This window comes from Paraburkholderia sacchari (assembly GCF_000785435.2).
GTDB lineage: Bacteria > Pseudomonadota > Gammaproteobacteria > Burkholderiales > Burkholderiaceae > Paraburkholderia > Paraburkholderia sacchari.
Genome location: NZ_JTDB02000002.1, coordinates 370,778 through 387,713, shown reverse-complemented (window position 1 = coordinate 387,713; position 16,936 = coordinate 370,778). Strand labels below are relative to the sequence as shown.

Here is a 16,936-nt window from a genome sequence, read left to right as displayed (position 1 = left end):
CGTTGCAATGGCCGCTTTCGTTTCGGTGCGCTCTTCAGTGCGCCATTCAGTGCGCCCCATCCCTCGACGCCCCCTAAGGAGTGCGCGCCTTGCAGTCCGACTATCTGGAATACGACGCCATCGGCCTTGCCGAACTCGTGCAGCGCCGTGAAGTGAGCGCGCGCGAACTGCTCGACACCGCGATCGCACGCGCCGAAGCCGCCAATCCCGCGATCAATGCGATCGTGCTCAAGGACTACGATGCGGCGCGCAAGCGCGCGCTGCGCATCGAGGCGGGCGGCAACGGCGTCGACGCCCTCGCGCAGGGGCCGCTCGCGGGCGTGCCGTTTCTCGTCAAGGATCTGGGCGCGGCGGTCGCGGGGCTGCGCATGACGCTCGGCAGCCGCCACTATCGCCATTACGTGCCGACGGCGGATGCGCCCGTAGTCGAGCGTTTTCGCGCCGCGGGGCTGAATCTGTTCGGCAAGACGAGCGCCTCGGAGCTCGGCCAGATGCCCTACACGGAGCCCGAGTTGTTCGGCCCGTGCCGCAATCCGTGGAATCTCGATCACACGCCGGGCGGCTCGAGCGGCGGCGCGGCCGCCTCGGTCGCGGCGGGCATCGTGCCACTCGCGCACGCCTCGGACGGCGGCGGCTCGATCCGCATTCCCGCCTCGTGCTGCGGGCTCTTCGGCCTCAAGCCCTCGCGCGCCAACCAGCCGCCTTCGGACGTGCCGCCTTCGCCGGGCGGACTGGGCGTCGATCTCGCCGTGTCGCGCAGCGTGCGCGACAGCGCGCTCATGCTCGACCTGCTCGCCGGCAACCCGGCGGTTGCGCCGGGCGCGCCGGGCACTTTTCTCGCGGCGGCACGCGAGCCGCTCGATGGCGGCAAGCAGCTCGCCGTCGCCTTTATCACCGATCCGCTGTTCGCCGACGCGCTTTCGCCCGACGTGCGCGGAGCGCTCGACGGCGCGGCCGCGCTGCTCGCCTCGCTCGGGCACAACGTGGAGCCGGTGCAGCTCAAGGTGGATTTCGCGGCGGCGCGCGAGGCATTCCTGATGCTGTGGTCGGTGGTGGCCGAGAAGTACGTGCTCGAGGCCGGCACGATCACGGGCACGAAGCCGCGCCGCCAGGATTTCGAGATCGCGACATGGGCGATGGCGCACATCGGCCGCAAGCTGGGCGAGCAGGCGCTGCCCGCCGCGCTCGAGACGCAGCAGCGCATCACGGCGCAATTCGCCGACCTGATGACCCGTTTCGACGTGATTCTGTGCGCGACGCTGGCCGCACCGCCGGTGAAAATCGGCGAGCTCAAGCCCACGTCTTCGGAACGCATGCAGATGCGTGCCGTCACCGCGATGCCGGTGGAAGCGCTAATGAAAAAACTGCTGACGGAGTCCGCGAACAAGGCGTTCGCATGGGCGGGCTGCACCGAGCTGTTCAATCTGACGGGGCAGCCTTCGATGTCGGTGCCGCTCGCGTGGAATGCGCGGGGCCTGCCGATCGGCGTGCAATTCGCGGCGCGTGAAGGCAACGATGCCTTGCTGCTGCGCCTCGCGGCTCAACTCGAGGCGGCGAGGCCGTGGTTCGGACGGCGGCCGCCTCTGCTGATGGCGCGTGTCTAGACCGCCCGAAGGCCGGTCTGGGTGAAGCAGGTTTAAGCCGGTGCGCGCGCAACGATACATGCAATGCGCGTGCAATGCGATTAGCAACCTGCTTCGAGCCTGCGCGACTTCCCAGGCTCGTGCACGAGGGCCTGTCAGGCCTTCTTGTTATAGGCGCTGCACCAGCCCTTGCCTGCCACCTGCTTGCCCGGGAACATCGGACACGGGGCGTAGGCGTCGGTGGGCTTGCCTTGATAGAACGTGCAGTTGCTGCAATCCTGGCCGGCGGCGTACTTCGCGAACTTGGCCTTGTCGACCTTGGTTGCGTCGGCCTTGTAGCCGAGTGCCTGGGCGGTGGGTTCGGATTCACTAACCTTCGGCGCGTCGGCGAAAGCCTGGCGCGACAGCGCAACGGTTGCGGCAACGCCAACACTCGTGATAAGAAAGCTGCGGCGGGACGATTTCATGAGCAGTACTCCAATATTGTGGGCACACCGTTCTGCCGACGGCGTGGCGTGAAGAATAACAACGAAGCCGCCGTGCGTGCATCATGAATTCCCGAGATAAGCAATTCGCATCCTGGTAATAAGAGGATGCGAGCCGGGGTGCCGGGCGTCAGACGTCAGGCCCCTCGGGCAAGTCAGGCACTTGGGACGCGTCAGGCGAGCCCGGCCACCTCGCACACGCGCTGTGCGATGGCGAGCGATGCCGTGAGCCCCGGTGACTCAATGCCGAACAGATTCACGAGCCCGCGCACGCCGTGCGCCGCGCCGCCCTGAATCACGAAATCGGCCGCGTTCTCGCCCGGGCCCGAGAGCTTGGGCCGGATGCCGGCGTAGGCGGGTTGCAGCGCGCCGTCGGGCAAGCCCGGCCAGTAGCTGCGGATCTGCGCATAGAACGCGTCGGCGCGGCGCGGATCGACGTCGTAGTCGATCGAATCGATCCACTCCACATCGGGACCGAAGCGCGCCTGGCCACCGAGATCGAGCGTGAGATGCACGCCAAGCCCGGCCTCGTTCGGCATCGGATAGATGAGGCGCGAAAACGGCACGCGCCCCGAGACGCTGAAGTAATTGCCGCGCGCGAGATAAAGGGGTGGGATGTAGCGCGGATCGAGCCCGCGGATGCGTTTCGCGACCCGCGTGGCATGCAGGCCCGCGCTGTTGATGAGGCAGGCCGCGCGGATTTCGGTGGGGGACTCGCCGCCCGTCCTGATCACGAAGCCGTTCGCGCTCGCGTTCACCGACTCCACCGGCGACTTGAGCGCGACCACGGCGCCATCGCGTTCGGCGTCGCCTTGCAAGGCCAGCATCAGCTGATGACTGTCGACGATGCCGGTCTGCGGCGAGTACACCGCCGCCACGCATTCGAGCGCGGGCTCGAGCGCCAGCGCCTCGGTCTTGTTGATGCGCGTGAGATCGAATACGCCGTTTTCCTTGCCGCGCGCCTGAATTGCTTCGAGCTGCGCGACCTGGGCGTGCGTCGTGGCCACGAGCAGCTTGCCGCAGCGCGCATGCGCGACGTTACGCGCCGCGCAGTACTCGTAAAGCATCTCGCGCCCGCGCACGCACAGGGTCGCCTTGAGCGAGCCGCGCGGGTAGTAGAGCCCCGCGTGAATCACCTCGCTGTTGCGCGAGCTGGTGCTGGTGCCGATGGCGTCGGCGGCCTCCAGCACGATCACCTCGCGTCCGCGCGCCGCCAGCGCACGCGCCACGGCGAGGCCGACCACGCCCGCGCCAATCACCACACATTCGATCTGATCCATGTCGCTGAGTCCGCATCCGGCGAATAAGGCGGCGGCGCCTCCCTGACGCCGCCATCAGAAAAATTGTAGACCGAGGGCGGGGCTGGTTTAAATCGAATAGGTAACGAATATGCGTGCAAATCCACCGATCGCACACGCACGCGGAATGCAGCGCGGACCGTGGCAAACCCCGGCTATCGACGGGAGGTGGCGATTCAATGCCGTCCATCGTTGCGATAAAAATAACAATTGGTTGCCGAACTGGCCTCGAAATGCCCCGCTGTTGCCCCTATATTGCAAATAGTTACACACGGCGCGATTGAAGCTGCGCGGAGCCTCCACATTTGAAATTCACCGTTGCGGTCCAGTGTTTGCGAACCCGGTATAGGATCGAATGTCTCAAGGAACCCGCCCCGCCGTTGCGAACCAGCACAACCGGTTCGCACGGCACGCGTGCATGGAGCCTGCCCACATGACGTTGTTGAAGCATTGCCTCGCCGCTACCCTGTTCGCCGCTGCTGCCGCGTTCGTGACCGCAAGCGCGCAGACGCGAACGGAGGGCGTGGTGCAGCCCGCGACTCCCGCCTCGCAGCCCGTTGTGCACGCCGTTCCGGCCCCACCTTCCGGGACCGAGCAACCGCCGGCGGCGCAGCCAGCGCCACAATCGAAATCACAGCCAGTCCCGCAGGCTGCTCCGGCGCCCGCGCCCCAGACAGCACCGAAGCCCGCTTCAAAGCCAACTCCAAAGCCTGCTTCGAAACCCGTACACAAGCCCGCGCATAAACCCGTCCACAAGCCGGCTTATGAGCCAGCGTATGAGCCGGCTCCGCAGAACAATGCCCAGCCGCCCGTTACCGCGCCCGTTACCCAGCCGGGACCTGCGGCAGAACCCCCGATATTGCATACGCCAGCGACACAGCCAACGCCGCAGCGGGCCGTGCAGCCAGCGCCGACGCCACAACCGGTCCCGCAACCCGCACCGCGCCCTGCTGTGCCGCCAGCACCGGTTCAGCAACCGGCGCCGCTGCCAGCCCCCCTGCCCGCTGCACCGCCAGCGCTGGCCCCCACGCCGCAGCCCAACGCCCAGCCCACGTATGCGCCACAACCGTACGCGCAACCCGGTATGCAACCGGTAGTTACCTGGACACTGCAGGTGATCCGCGACGGCCAGCTGATCGACTCGTTCAACGGCACCACCACGGTGGGCCAGGCGCGCACCGACACACATCACAATGTCGTCTCGCACCGGGTCGGCTGCAAGGACGAGGTCGCGGGCAGTATCGACCTGCTGCGCACGATCACGGTCTCGCCGCTGCGCGCGAACGCGACTCAGTCGATCCTCTCGATCGAAGCCCAGGAGACGCTCGAAGACAACGCCGCTCGGCAAAGCCCGTCCGGCTGCAAGCTGCCGCCGCAGCCGCGCCAGGTGAACGCTAGCCATCCGGGGCTCGTCGTGCCTGCCGGTCAATGGGTTAGCTGGCCGATCGTCGACAGGGATCCCGCGCTGTCTTACCGGGTGCGCGCAAGCGTCGCCCCGCCGTCCCAGCAGCCTTGATGAAATGCTGGCTTGAAGCGCGCTGCCCGTCGGCGCCGATCTAAACTGAACTGAACTGAACTGAACTGAACTGAACCGAACTGAAACGAAGCGATCCGCCGGCCGCAGCAAAAACCGCACGAAACTGTCGTAAGAACTCGTTGTAACAAGCGCATGCGAAATCTCGAACAACCCCTCATCGACGCGGTCCCGGCCAACACCCGGGACTTCGTCGCGGTGAGCTGGAATCTGCACAAGGGCCGCTCACCGCTTGGCTTTCAGGCCTGGCAGGCCATGCGGCGCTGGGTGCAGTCCACCCACGCCGATGCCTGGTTCCTTCAGGAGGCGATGGCGCGGCGTCTGCCGCAGCCGGTGCTGTCCACGGCTTTCGGCGCGGAACTCGGCGACCCGCTGGCGGACGTCTGGCACTGCCAGGCCACCGAGATCGCCGACGCGCTCGAGTTGCAAATCGCGCTCGGGCCGAATGTGTTCAAGCCTTCGTGGCGGCACGGCAATGCGATTCTCTCGCCGCATCCGCTCGATCTGGGCGGCCGCTGGGACATCTCGGCGCATCGTTTCGAACGGCGCGGCCTGCTCGTCGCGCGCGCGAGCGTCGCGGGCCAGTCGGTCACGCTGCTGTGCGCGCACCTCGCGCTCACGCGCAGCGCGCGGCTGCGGCAGATGAACTGGATCGCCCACTGGATCGCCAAGGAAGCGCCGCAAGGGCCGCTCGTGCTCGCGGGCGACTTCAACGACTGGCGCAACGACTCGGTGCCGATCTTCGCGGAGCACGGCCTGCACGAAGTCGCGACGCTGCTCGGCGAGCCGGCGCGCACGTTTCCCGCGTTCTCGCCCGCGCTCGCGCTCGACAAGATGTTCGTGCGTGGCCTGCAACCGGTCGAGCTGATCCAGCCCCCCCAGGAGACGGCCTGGCTGTCCGACCACCTGCCGTACATGGCGCGGCTGCGGCTCGAATAACGGCCCGCCTGCCGGGGACGCCACACCGCGACGCGAACGCCAGCAAAGCCCCCACGAGCTGCGCATGCAATCGCGCTAATATGTCGCGTCGCGCGCCCTCGGGTGCCCTCCTCCCATTCGGCTTCATCCGGCCTCACATGCACCCCTTCGCCACGCTGCTCCAGATCGCCATCGTCTATTTGTTCGCGCTCGTCAGCCCCGGACCGAACTTCTTCATGGTGACGCAGCTGTCGCTCGCGGGGCGGCGCAGTCTCGGCATTGCCTCGGCGTTCGGCGTGGGAACGGGCTCCACGCTCTGGGCCGCGCTCGCCATGCTGGGCTTCGCCGCGGTGCTCCAGCATATCGAGTGGCTCTATCACGGCGTGCGCGTAGCCGGCGCGCTGTATCTGCTCTGGTTCGGCGTCAAGCTGCTGCGCTCGGGCGCACGCCGGGATACGAACGAGGCAAGCACGGCAAACGTAGCCACGAAAGCCGCCCATGCGGCGCCCGCGGCCCCGCTGCCGCCGCCCGACCGGCGCGCCTGGCTGCGCACGTGGCGCGCGGGCTTTCTCACCTGCCTCACGAACCCGAAGTCCTGCGTGTTCTGGACCAGCGTGTTCGCGGCGATCTTTCCCGCGCATCCGCCGGCGTGGTTCTATGGCGCGGCGCTCGCGCTCGTCGCGGCAATGTCGTTCGGCTACCACTCGAGCCTCGCGCTGCTGTTCGCCGACCATCGCACGCAACGCGGCTACAAGCGGCTGCGCCGCCCCATCGACGCGTTCTGCGGCGCGGCGCTGATCGGTCTGGCCGCGAAGCTCGCCGCCGAGCGCTGAGACCCTGCTGACGCCCTCGCGCGCGCCGAATCTGCCCCGCCAGCAGGGTCTCTGCTGCGGCGCGTCGAACCTTCCGGTATCATTCCGATCAACATTCGAGCCTGCCCCAACGGGCGAACCCGCTCGTCCGAAGGGCTGCTGGACTCCCAGGCTGGGCTCCCGGTTTTCGTGCCCATGCGCCGCATCCCGCCGCAGCCGTTTGTCGCCTCGCGACAACTTGCCTAACGCAGGTCACCCCTCTCGTTAGACGCGGCGCAGCCCATAAGGCCCGCTCGCGTTAAAATGCCAGATTGCGCCTCGTTCGCAATGGGACGGCCAACAAGCTGGCAAAAACGGGGCACGAATTCGAATCAAAGCGCGAATCAAAGCGCGAATCAAAGCGTGAATTCAAGCGGAGCGCAGAGCAACGTGCACGCCGCGCATCGTCAAACCGAGCCCTACATGCCTTGTCATGCGCGGCCGGAAGGAACGCCCCCGTCCGGCGGACCTTGTTTCGCATCATCAGGAACCATGAGCAAACACACCGAAGAAACCGTTCTGAGCGTGCATCACTGGACCGACACGCTTTTCAGCTTCACCTGCACGCGCGACCAGGCCCTGCGTTTCGACAACGGCCAGTTCACCATGGTCGGCCTCGAGGTCGAAGGCAAGCCACTGATGCGCGCATACTCGCTCGCGAGCGCGAACTATGAAGAGCATCTCGAGTTTCTGAGCATCAAGGTGCCGGACGGCCCGCTCACGTCGCGCCTGCAGCACCTGAAGGTGGGCGACAAGGTTCTGATCGGCAAGAAGCCCGTCGGCACGCTGGTGGCCGACAACCTGCTGCCCGGCAAGGTCCTGTGGCTGCTCTCGACCGGCACGGGCCTCGCGCCCTTCATGTCGATCATCAAGGACCCCGACATCTACGACCGTTATGAAAAGATCGTGCTCACGCACACCTGCCGTTTCGTCGACGAACTCGCGTACAAGGAATTCATCACCGAAGAACTGCGCGAGCACGAATACCTCGGCGAGATCGTTCGCGAGAAGCTCGTCTACTACCCGACCGTGACGCGCGAAGTGTTCGACAACCGCGGCCGCATCACCGAACTGATCGACACCGGCAAGCTGTTCACCGACCTCGACCTGCCCGGGTTCACGCCCGAGCGCGACCGGGTCATGCTGTGCGGCAGCACGCACATGCTGCGCGACACCGTCGCACTGCTCGAAAAGGCCGGCCTCAAGGAAGGCAGCAATAACGAGCCGGGCCACTTTGTCGTGGAAAAAGCGTTTGTGGGATAAGTCGCGGGCTAAAACCAGCCTTGCCTCAGATACAGGAACCGGAGCCTCGCGCTCCGGTTTTTTTTCGCCTGGCTTTTGCCCTCGCAGATCGCGGCACTGCTCGCCGCACGACGCCAGCCCGTTACATTTTGGGCAGACTTCGCGCCGTCGCTGTGTCAGCCTTTTTCCTACACCGCGAGCCCCCGGCCAACTTCGCCCGGTTTCTCAGCTTTCGCCGCTAAGTATTGTCCTGACTGAAGTTTCCCGGGTTTTCAGTTATCATCGCGGCGCACCATCGGTCATGTCGGAAGGCTTGGCACGGGCAAATCCATGTTGTTACTGGATGTAAATTTCGTTACGCTCCGCCGCGCATGCCAGAACAGAAAAAGACCGATTCCTGAACGGGAAATCACGGGGGATGGATGGATACGTCGAATCGCGCGGCGCTTGATGCCGGCGGGCCTCGCGCGGATGCGCCGGGCGCGCGTGCCCTCCGCGCGGCAGGCGGCTTCCCTCTCCTCGCCAGCGCCGAAGGCACGCGCGTGACGCTCGATGCCATCGCGCGCGTGCAGGAGCGGATCGCCGCAGCCAGCGCGGCCCGCGTCGACGCCGACGAAGCCGCGCGCCACCGGCTCGCGCGGGAACTGCACGACAGCGTCGGCGCCGAACTGACGGCCACGCGTTTCGCCCTTGCGAACGTCCATACCTGGCTGCCCGCCAACACACCGCCTCAATGCACCGAGGCGCTCGCGCTCGTCATGCGCTCGCTGAATTCCGCCACCGACGCCATGCGCCACGTGCTCGACGGGCTGCACGCGCCCGAACTGCACGCGGGCCTTGCCGACGCGCTCGCGAACTGGACTCGCGACTTCGCCTCGCGCACCGGGCTTGCTGCGCGCTTCCTGACCAACTCGTCGGCCAATGCATCTGCAAACTCAACCGCCGCGCTCCACTCCACCGGTTTCACCCGCGACGACGAAGCGCGCCTCGCGCGCCTGCCCGCCGAGGCGGCGCTCGCAGTGTTCCGTGTCGCGCAGGAAGCACTCACTAACGTCGCTCGCCACGCCCAAGCCACGCAGGTCGAAGTGCGTCTGACCAGCACGCCCAGCGAGCTGATCGTGAGCGTGATCGACGACGGCGTCGGCCTTTCGCGCAAAGCCGCGCGGCGCGCCGGGCGGCAATGCCGGCAGTCCGCACAAGCCGAACAAGCCGCGCCGACCAGCCGCAACGCCTACGGCATCGCCGGCATGCGCGAGCGCTGCGCCGCCTTCGGCGGCACGCTGCGCACCACCCCGTCTCGCCGCGCCGCCGCCTGCCGCCTCGCCGCCGATCCGGCCCGGCCAGGCACGACCGTCGAAGCGCGCTTCCTTTGGGAGACGCTGCTCACGCGCCCGCGCGCCGAACCTGCGGCAGACCATCTCGAGGGCGGCCGCTCATGAGCCTGCGCATCCTGCTCGTCGACGATCACGCCGTGGTGCGCCAGGGTGTGCGTCAGCTGCTGCTCGACCGCCGCGTCGCGAGCGAAGTGATCGAGGCGCCAAGCGGCGCGCAGGCGCTCGCCACCGTCGCGAAGCACGCTTGCGATGTGGTGCTGCTCGACATCTCGCTGCCCGACATGAACGGCATCGAGGTGCTCAAGCGCGCGAAGAAAAAGGCGCCGCGCGTGCCAGTGCTGATGTTCTCGATGTATCGCGAAGACCAGTACGCCGTGCGCGCGCTCAAGGCGGGCGCGTCGGGCTATCTCTCGAAGACGGTGGACGCCGCGCAGATGATCGCCGCGATCCAGCACGTCGCGAGCGGCCGCAAGTACGTGAGCCCGGCGATGGCCGAAGCGCTCGCCGAGTATGTGCTCGTCGACGGCGAGCAACTGCCGCACGAAAAGCTTTCCGACCGCGAATACCAGACGCTGTGCATGCTCGCCTCGGGCAAGCGCCTCACCGACATCGCGCGCACGCTCTCGCTCTCGGTGAAGACCGTGAGCGTCTACCGCACGCGGCTGCTCGAAAAGATGAAGCTCACCAATAACGCCGAGCTCACCTTCTACGTGATGAGCAACCGGCTGGTCGATATCGCGCCGGCGCCGGGGCTTTGAGCCAGCGCACCGCCTGCGCGGCGCTTCACGACGGCTTCACGATCGGACGCCTCCCATGCATGACGCAAAGAATGCGTGACTAAAACGCGCTCCCGCCATAAGTCGCTGATCCGGAAACGAACTGCGCCATTTCGGCGAGCTTCGCGCAAAGAATGCATGCGCCTGTGCCGCTTTGCGGTGGAATCGGCCTCATCTCCCGCACCGAATCCACTCCTTATCTGCGCGGTTTGATCGGCCGCCATGTCCCGATCCACTAAAATTCAATGTTTCCTCGCCAGTGCGTTTTACCGGCGTTTTACCTGGAGTTCCCCGCCCAATGTCCCTCTTTCGAAAGAAAAACGTCGAACACATGCTGCAGGCAAGCGCCAAGGGCGCCGGCCTCAAGAAGACACTCGGCGCACTGGACCTCACCTTTCTCGGCGTCGGCGCAATTATCGGCACCGGTATTTTCGTGCTGACCGGCACCGGCGCCGTGCAGGCCGGCCCCGCGCTGATGCTCGCGTTCATCATCGCCGCCGTGGCTTGCTGCTTCGCGGCGCTCGCCTACGCCGAGTTCGCCTCGACCATTCCCGTGGCGGGCTCGATCTACACCTACTCGTACGCCACGCTCGGCGAGCTGGTCGCCTGGATCATCGGCTGGGACCTGATGCTCGAGTACGGGCTCGCCACCTCGGCGGTCTCGGTGGGCTGGTCGGGCTATCTGCAGTCGCTGCTCTCCGGCTTCGGCGTCTCGCTGCCGGTGGCCCTCACCGCCGCGCCCGGCGCCGTGCCCGGCGCGTTCACTCTGTTCAACCTGCCCGCCTTCCTCGTGATGATGGTGATAACCGCGCTGCTGTCCATCGGCGTGCGCGAATCCACCCGCATCAACAACATCATGGTCGCGATCAAGGTCACGGTCGTGCTGCTCGTGATCGCCGTGGGCGCGTTCCACGTGACGCCCGCAAACTGGCATCCGTTCATGCCGCACGGCTGGGACGGCGTGTTCGGCGCCGCCGCCGTGATGTTCTTCGCGTTCATCGGCTTCGACTCGGTGTCTTCGGCCGCCGAAGAGGTCAAGAATCCGAAGCGCGACCTGCCCGTGGGCATCATCGCGTCGCTAGTCGTGTGCGCGGTGCTGTACGTGGCCGTCGCAGCGGTCGTCACGGGCATCGTGCCGTGGCAGCAATTCGCCGGCATCGCTCACCCGGTTTCGTATGCGCTGCAGGTGGCCGGCCAGAAATGGGTCGCCGGTTTCATCGACCTGGGCGCCGTGCTCGGCATGCTCACCGTGATTCTCGTGATGAGCTACGGCCAGACCCGCATCATCTTCGCGATGTCGCGCGACGGCCTCTTGCCCGCGAAACTCTCGAAGGTGCACCCGCGCTTTGCCACGCCGTTCTTCACCACCTGGCTCGTGGGCATCTTCTTCGGCTTGATCGGCGCGCTCGTGCCGCTGAACGTGCTGGCCGAACTGATCAACATCGGCACGCTTGCCGCGTTCTCGATGGTCTCGATCGCCGTGCTCGTCCTGCGCCGCACCCACCCGGAGCTGCCGCGCGCATTCCGCTGCCCGGGCGTGCCGGTCGTGCCGATTCTCGCGGTGGCTTCGTGCCTGTTCCTCATGCTCAATCTCGCGTGGATCACGTGGGTCGCGTTCGTGGTTTGGCTGGTGATCGGTCTTGCGATCTACTTCCTCTACTCGCGCCGCCATTCGCGCCTCGCGCATCATTCGCACGAGCACTGAAAACCGCTCGCTTTAGAGACGCGCTTTACCGTTGGTTTAGCCACATTGCAACGGCCCGCCCGGCTTCCGGCGCGGGCCGTTTTGCATGGTGGGGCGCGGGCAAAAGCGCGGGTAAAAGCCCGCGCTGCGCGAAATGGGAAAGTATGCTTTACTGTCCAGGCATCGCTTTCGACGCACCACGCTTCACGCACCATCCAGGCAATACTCTGGCATCACCCAGGCATCACTGAACAGCAAAGCACCAGCCGGACCCTCAACACCCCGCTTCCGCCCAGCCTGCCCGCCATCGCGCGCGGCAGACGCCTCGCGCCCGACGCGCGGCGCAACCCGGGCGAAAGACAGCAGGCGGCAAGAACGGGGCAATTGGTGAATGCGGGCCCAGGCCGGTCCCTATCCCTACTCTGTATGGGACCGGAGTAAGCGCTAAAGCGCTAACTCCGGCCGACAAGGAGACAGTCAATGGCGATCAGTCTCAGCCTGACGGTCAACGGCAAGCCCGTGACCGCCGAAGTCGAACCCCACACGCTGTTAGTCCAGTTCCTGCGCGAGCAGCTACGCCTCACCGGCACGCATGTCGGCTGCGACACCGCACAATGCGGCGCCTGCACCGTCCACCTCAACGGACGCGCGATCAAGTCCTGCAACCAGCTTGCCGTGCAGTGCGAGGGCATGGCCGTGACCACGATCGAAGGGCTGGCCGCCGCCGCGGGTGGAACCGACGGCAACGGCACGCTCCATCCGATGCAGGCGGCGTTCCGCGAATGCCATGGCCTGCAGTGCGGCTTCTGCACGCCGGGCATGGTGATGAGCGCCGCCGCCCTCGCCGCCGAAAAACCGGATCTCACCGAAGCGGACGTGCGCGTGGGTCTCGACGGCAATCTGTGCCGCTGCACGGGCTATCACAACATCGTGAAGGCCGTGCTCGAGGGCGCCGAAGGCATGCGCACCGGCGCTGCCGCCACCTCGACGGCAGCGTAAGGGGGAGAACCGCCATGAACGCACCCGACTCCCAAACGCCGCGCATGATCGGCGCCTCGGTCAAGCGCAAGGAAGACTATCGCTTCCTCACCGGCGCGGGCCAGTACACCGACGACGTCGTCCTGCCCGCCCAGACTTACGCCGTGTTCGTGCGCTCGCCGCATGCGCACGCGCGCATCAAGAGCATCGATACCAACGCGGCCAAGGCCGCGCCCGGCGTGGTGGCCGTGTTCACCGGCGCGGACCTCGCCGCCGAGAACGTGGGCGGCCTGCCGTGCGGCTGGCTGATCCACAGCATCGACGGCACGCCCATGCACGAGCCGCCACATCCCGTGATCGCGCACGAGAAGGCGCGCCACGTGGGCGACCAGGTCGCGCTCGTGATCGCCGAATCGATGAAGGCCGCGAAAGATGCCGCCGAACTCGTCGATATCGACTACGAGGAGCTGCCCGCCACCGTCGACACCGCGCATGCCGCCGACGCGGGCCAACCGCTCGTGCACGACAACGTGCCGGACAATACCTGCTACACATGGGGCCACGGCGACAAGGCCGCCACCGACGCCGCCTTCGCTCAGGCCGCGCACGTCACGACGCTCAATATCGTGAACAACCGGCTGATCCCGAACGCGATCGAGCCACGCGCCGTGAACGCGAGCTACAGCAAGCACGACGACAGCTACACCGTCTACGTGGCGAACCAGAACCCGCACGTCGAGCGCCTCCTGATGGCCGCGTTCGTGCTCGGGCTGCCCGAGACCAGGCTGCGCATCGTCGCGCCCGACGTGGGCGGCGGCTTCGGCTCGAAGATCTTTCTGTACGCCGAGGACGTGGCGCTCACGTGGGCCGCGAAGAAGATCGGCCGCCCGATCAAGTGGACCGCCGAGCGCAGCGAGTCGTTCATCTCCGACGCCCACGGCCGCGACCACGTGACGAAGGCCGAGCTCGCGCTCGACCAGGACGGCAAGTTCCTCGCCATGCGCGTGCACACCACGGCGAACATGGGCGCGTACCTCTCGACCTTCGCCTCCAGCGTGCCGACGATCCTCTACGCGACGCTGCTTGCGGGCCAGTACACCACGCCCGCGATCTACGCCGAGGTAAAGGCCGTGTTCACGAATACGGTGCCCGTGGATGCGTATCGCGGCGCGGGCCGCCCCGAGGCCACCTACGTGGTCGAGCGCCTGGTGGAAACGGCCGCGCGCGAGATGAACATCGATCCGGCCGAGATCCGCCGCCGCAACTTCATCACGAGCTTCCCGTACGCGACGCCCGTTGGCCTCACTTATGACATCGGCGATTACGAGGCCTGCCTCTCGCGAGCGCTCGAACTCGCCGACGTGAAGGGTTTCCCGGCGCGGCGCGATGCCTCGAAGGCGAACGGCAAGCTGCGCGGCCTCGGCCACTCGTGCTACATCGAGGCGTGCGGCCTCGCGCCGTCGAATATCGCCGGGGCGCTGGGCGCGCGCGCGGGCCTTTTCGAAGCGGGCGAGATCCGCGTGAATCCCACCGGCTCGGTCACCGTCTTCACGGGCTCGCATAGCCACGGCCAGGGCCACGAGACGACCTTCGCACAGGTGGTGTCCGAGCGTCTGGGCGTGCCCATCGAGCAGATCGACATCGTGCATGGCGACACTGCGCGCATTCCGTTCGGCATGGGCACCTATGGCTCGCGCTCGATCGCGGTGGGCGGCTCGGCCATCATGAAAGCGCTCGACAAGATCGAAGCGAAGGCGAAGAAGATTGCCGCGCACATGCTCGAAGCGGGCGTGGAGGACATCGAGTTCGCCGATGGCGTGTTCCGCGTCGCAGGCACCGACCGCACCAAGACCTTCGCCGAAATCGCGCTCTCGGCTTACGTGCCGCACAACTATCCGCTCGAAACGCTGGAGCCGGGCCTCGACGAAAGCGCGTTCTACGACCCCACCAACTTCACCTATCCGTCGGGCGCGTACCTCTGCGAAGTGGAAGTCGATCCCGACACGGGCGAGACGCGCATCGAGCGCTTCACCGCCGTGGACGACTTCGGCAACGTCATCAATCCGATGATCGTCGAAGGCCAGGTGCATGGGGGCCTCGGCCAGGGCATCGGCCAGGCGATGCTCGAGCGCTGCGTCTACGACAACGAGAGCGGCCAGCTGCTCTCGGGCTCGTACATGGACTATGCGATGCCGCACGCGTCGGACGTGCCGTCGTTCACCGTGGAGACCGCCAAGGGCACGCCGTGCACGCACAATCCGCTCGGCGTGAAGGGCTGCGGCGAGGCGGGCGCGATCGGCTCGCCGCCCGCCGTCATCAACGCGATCCTCGATGCGCTTGGCCCGCTCGGCGTGAAGGACCTGCAGATGCCGGCCACGCCGCATCGCGTGTGGGAAGCGATCCAGGCAGCGCAGTCTTCACAACAACCTTGAGCGGAGGCGCACCATGTATGCATTCGACTACCAGCGCGCCAGCGACGCGCAAGGCGCGGTGAAGACACTCAACGCCGACCCCGACGCCAAATTCCTCGCGGGCGGCCAGAGCCTGCTCGCGGCAATGAAACTGCGCCTCGCGCAGCCTTCGACGCTCGTGGACGTCACGCGCATTCCGGCGCTCAAGGCCGTGCAGGTGGACAGCAAGGTGGTGACGGTCGGCGCGGCCGTCTGCCATGCCGATGTCGCAGCGAACGCGCAGATCCAGGCCACACTGCCTGCACTCGCGCAACTCGCCGCGGGCATTGGCGACCGGCAGGTGCGCGCGCTCGGCACGCTGGGCGGCTCGCTCGCCAACGACGACCCCGCCGCCGACTACCCCGCCGCCGTGCTCGGGCTGAACGCCACAGTGGTAACGGACCGCCGGCGCATTGCGGCCGACGACTTCTTTCTCAGCATGTACGAAACCGCGCTCGAACCCGACGAGCTGATCGTCGCCGTGGAGTTTCCCGTGCCGCAGCGCGCGGCCTACGAGAAGTTTTTCAACCCGGCGTCGCATTTCGCGTTGACGGGGGTGTTCGTCGCGCAGTTCGGCGATGGCTCGAGGGGCGTCTCCGACGTGCGGGTGGCAATCACGGGCGCGGCGTCTTCGGTGTTCCGCTCGGGCGCGCTGGAAGATGCGCTCAAGGCGAGCTTCACGCCCGCCGCGGCGCGCGCGGTGAGCATCGCGCCCGACGAGCTCAACACCGACCTGCACGCGAGCGCCGCTTACCGCGCGCACCTGATCCCGGTGCTGGCGGCGCGCGCGGTGACCAAAGCGCTCGGTTAGGCGCGCTGCCCACGGCTGCTCGCCCGTGCGACGCGCGGCGCGGGCGGCCGCGTATTTCCCACGCGTCGCCAAGTTCCCCCACGTATTTGCAGACCCGCCATGCTCCCCGCCACGATCGACGACACGCTCTCGCAACTCGAAGCGCACGGCTATTTCGCGAGCCGCGAGCTGGCTACGGCGCTCTTTCTCGCGCTCAAGATGGAGCGACCGCTGTTTCTCGAAGGCGAGCCCGGCGTGGGCAAGACCGAGCTCGCGAAAGCCGCGGCCGCGCTGGCGGGCACGACGTTGCTGCGCCTGCAGTGCTATGAGGGCCTCGACACGGCGAGCGCGCTCTACGAGTGGGACTATCCGCGCCAGATCATGGCGCTGCGGCTGGCCGAAGCCTCAGGCGAGAAGCCGCGCAGCGACACGCTCTATCGCGACGAATTCCTCTTGAAGCGCCCGTTGCTGCAAGCGCTCGAACCGGATCCGCATCATCCCGGCGCGCGCCGCGTGCTGCTGATCGACGAGATCGACCGCGCCGACGAGCCCTTCGAAGCCTTCCTGCTCGAGCTTCTTTCGGATTTCCAGGTGTCGATTCCCGAGTACGGCACGGTGCGTGCGAGCGTGCCGCCGCTCGTCGTCGTCACGTCCAATCGGACGCGCGAGGTGCACGACGCGCTCAAGCGGCGCTGCCTTTATCAGTGGCTCGGCTACCCCGAGCGCGCGCGCGAGCTTGCCATCGTCGCGGCGCGCGCGCCCGAGACCAGCGCGGAACTCCAGCGCCGCGCCGTGGCGTTCGTGCATCAACTGCGCTCGATGGATTTGTTCAAGGCGCCCGGCATTGCCGAAACCATCGACTGGTGCCGCGCGCTCGCGGCGCTTTCGGTCACCGAGCTCGACCCGCAGTCGGTGCAGGACACGCTGGGCGTGCTGCTCAAGTATCAGGACGATCTCGCACAACTCGACACGCAGCGGATCGCGCAAACGCTCGCGCTGGCGGAGTGACGCCG

The 16,936-nt window shown here is 66.8% G+C and carries 14 protein-coding genes; 12 read left to right on the top strand and 2 right to left on the bottom strand.

Annotated features, from left to right (window positions below; translation table 11 throughout):
* The first annotated feature begins 89 nt into the window (after nucleotides 1-89).
* Entirely contained in the window at nucleotides 90-1,604 is a 1,515-nt protein-coding gene (locus tag NH14_RS08515) for an amidase (protein WP_035523503.1), read from the top strand.
* 134 nt (nucleotides 1,605-1,738) lie between these two features.
* On the opposite strand, the gene NH14_RS08510 is transcribed toward NH14_RS08515, so the two are convergent.
* Both NH14_RS08510 and NH14_RS08505 read right to left on the bottom strand, forming a co-directional pair.
* Nucleotides 1,739-2,050 carry a high-potential iron-sulfur protein gene (locus NH14_RS08510; RefSeq protein WP_035523499.1) on the bottom strand — a complete coding sequence of 104 codons (312 nt, stop codon included), beginning with the start codon at nucleotides 2,048-2,050 and terminating at the stop codon, nucleotides 1,739-1,741.
* Nucleotides 2,051-2,241: 191 nt separating this feature from the next.
* A complete protein-coding gene (locus tag NH14_RS08505; protein WP_035523494.1) occupies nucleotides 2,242-3,348 on the bottom strand; it encodes an NAD(P)/FAD-dependent oxidoreductase in 1,107 nt (368 codons plus the stop codon).
* Between the two features lie 1,036 nt (nucleotides 3,349-4,384).
* Between NH14_RS08505 and NH14_RS08500 the strand changes: the two genes are divergently transcribed.
* The 11 genes from NH14_RS08500 to NH14_RS08450 all read left to right on the top strand — a co-directional run bounded on the left by NH14_RS08500 (nucleotide 4,385) and on the right by NH14_RS08450 (nucleotide 16,931).
* On the top strand, nucleotides 4,385-4,882 hold the full coding sequence (locus NH14_RS08500; RefSeq protein ID WP_237179598.1) for a hypothetical protein: 498 nt from the start codon (nucleotides 4,385-4,387) through the stop codon (nucleotides 4,880-4,882).
* 153 nt (nucleotides 4,883-5,035) lie between these two features.
* Nucleotides 5,036-5,839: an endonuclease/exonuclease/phosphatase family protein gene (locus NH14_RS08495; protein WP_035523491.1), complete on the top strand. Its 804-nt coding sequence runs from the start codon at nucleotides 5,036-5,038 to the stop codon at nucleotides 5,837-5,839.
* Between the two features lie 137 nt (nucleotides 5,840-5,976).
* Nucleotides 5,977-6,651, top strand: coding sequence for a LysE family translocator (locus tag NH14_RS08490; protein WP_035523977.1), 675 nt, complete (start codon nucleotides 5,977-5,979; stop codon nucleotides 6,649-6,651).
* A gap of 510 nt (nucleotides 6,652-7,161) precedes the next feature.
* Nucleotides 7,162-7,932 (top strand): ferredoxin--NADP reductase, encoded by a 771-nt coding sequence (locus NH14_RS08485; protein WP_035523488.1) that lies wholly within the window; start codon nucleotides 7,162-7,164, stop codon nucleotides 7,930-7,932.
* A gap of 401 nt (nucleotides 7,933-8,333) precedes the next feature.
* The gene (locus tag NH14_RS08480; RefSeq protein ID WP_052147869.1) at nucleotides 8,334-9,350 is read left to right on the top strand and encodes a sensor histidine kinase; all 1,017 of its coding nucleotides are present in this window, start codon (nucleotides 8,334-8,336) and stop codon (nucleotides 9,348-9,350) included.
* A complete protein-coding gene (gene rqpR / locus NH14_RS08475; protein WP_035523485.1) occupies nucleotides 9,347-10,003 on the top strand; it encodes a response regulator transcription factor RqpR in 657 nt (218 codons plus the stop codon). Before NH14_RS08480 ends, rqpR begins: the two co-directional genes overlap by 4 nt.
* A gap of 316 nt (nucleotides 10,004-10,319) precedes the next feature.
* On the top strand, nucleotides 10,320-11,726 hold the full coding sequence (gene bcaP / locus NH14_RS08470; RefSeq protein ID WP_035523482.1) for a branched-chain amino acid transporter BcaP: 1,407 nt from the start codon (nucleotides 10,320-10,322) through the stop codon (nucleotides 11,724-11,726).
* A 459-nt stretch (nucleotides 11,727-12,185) separates the two neighbouring features.
* Nucleotides 12,186-12,704 carry a (2Fe-2S)-binding protein gene (locus NH14_RS08465; RefSeq protein ID WP_035523479.1) on the top strand — a complete coding sequence of 173 codons (519 nt, stop codon included), beginning with the start codon at nucleotides 12,186-12,188 and terminating at the stop codon, nucleotides 12,702-12,704.
* A 14-nt stretch (nucleotides 12,705-12,718) separates the two neighbouring features.
* A complete protein-coding gene (locus tag NH14_RS08460; RefSeq protein ID WP_035523476.1) occupies nucleotides 12,719-15,115 on the top strand; it encodes a xanthine dehydrogenase family protein molybdopterin-binding subunit in 2,397 nt (798 codons plus the stop codon).
* A gap of 13 nt (nucleotides 15,116-15,128) precedes the next feature.
* Nucleotides 15,129-15,944: an FAD binding domain-containing protein gene (locus NH14_RS08455; RefSeq protein WP_035523473.1), complete on the top strand. Its 816-nt coding sequence runs from the start codon at nucleotides 15,129-15,131 to the stop codon at nucleotides 15,942-15,944.
* A gap of 99 nt (nucleotides 15,945-16,043) precedes the next feature.
* Nucleotides 16,044-16,931 (top strand): AAA family ATPase, encoded by an 888-nt coding sequence (locus NH14_RS08450; protein ID WP_035523470.1) that lies wholly within the window; start codon nucleotides 16,044-16,046, stop codon nucleotides 16,929-16,931.
* The last annotated feature ends 5 nt before the right edge of the window (nucleotides 16,932-16,936 follow it).

Excerpts from the sequence above, each read along its gene's own strand:
- NH14_RS08510 (WP_035523499.1), bottom strand. The coding sequence starts at position 2,050 with ATGAAATCGTCCCGCCGCAGCTTTCTTATCACGAGTGTTGGCGTTGCC.
- NH14_RS08505 (WP_035523494.1), bottom strand. The coding sequence starts at position 3,348 with ATGGATCAGATCGAATGTGTGGTGATTGGCGCGGGCGTGGTCGGCCTC.
- NH14_RS08495 (WP_035523491.1), top strand. The coding sequence starts at position 5,036 with ATGCGAAATCTCGAACAACCCCTCATCGACGCGGTCCCGGCCAACACC.
- NH14_RS08490 (WP_035523977.1), top strand. The coding sequence starts at position 5,977 with ATGCACCCCTTCGCCACGCTGCTCCAGATCGCCATCGTCTATTTGTTC.
- NH14_RS08485 (WP_035523488.1), top strand. The coding sequence starts at position 7,162 with ATGAGCAAACACACCGAAGAAACCGTTCTGAGCGTGCATCACTGGACC.
- NH14_RS08480 (WP_052147869.1), top strand. The coding sequence starts at position 8,334 with ATGGATACGTCGAATCGCGCGGCGCTTGATGCCGGCGGGCCTCGCGCG.
- rqpR (WP_035523485.1), top strand. The coding sequence starts at position 9,347 with ATGAGCCTGCGCATCCTGCTCGTCGACGATCACGCCGTGGTGCGCCAG.
- bcaP (WP_035523482.1), top strand. The coding sequence starts at position 10,320 with ATGTCCCTCTTTCGAAAGAAAAACGTCGAACACATGCTGCAGGCAAGC.
- NH14_RS08465 (WP_035523479.1), top strand. The coding sequence starts at position 12,186 with ATGGCGATCAGTCTCAGCCTGACGGTCAACGGCAAGCCCGTGACCGCC.
- NH14_RS08460 (WP_035523476.1), top strand. The coding sequence starts at position 12,719 with ATGAACGCACCCGACTCCCAAACGCCGCGCATGATCGGCGCCTCGGTC.
- NH14_RS08455 (WP_035523473.1), top strand. The coding sequence starts at position 15,129 with ATGTATGCATTCGACTACCAGCGCGCCAGCGACGCGCAAGGCGCGGTG.
- NH14_RS08450 (WP_035523470.1), top strand. The coding sequence starts at position 16,044 with ATGCTCCCCGCCACGATCGACGACACGCTCTCGCAACTCGAAGCGCAC.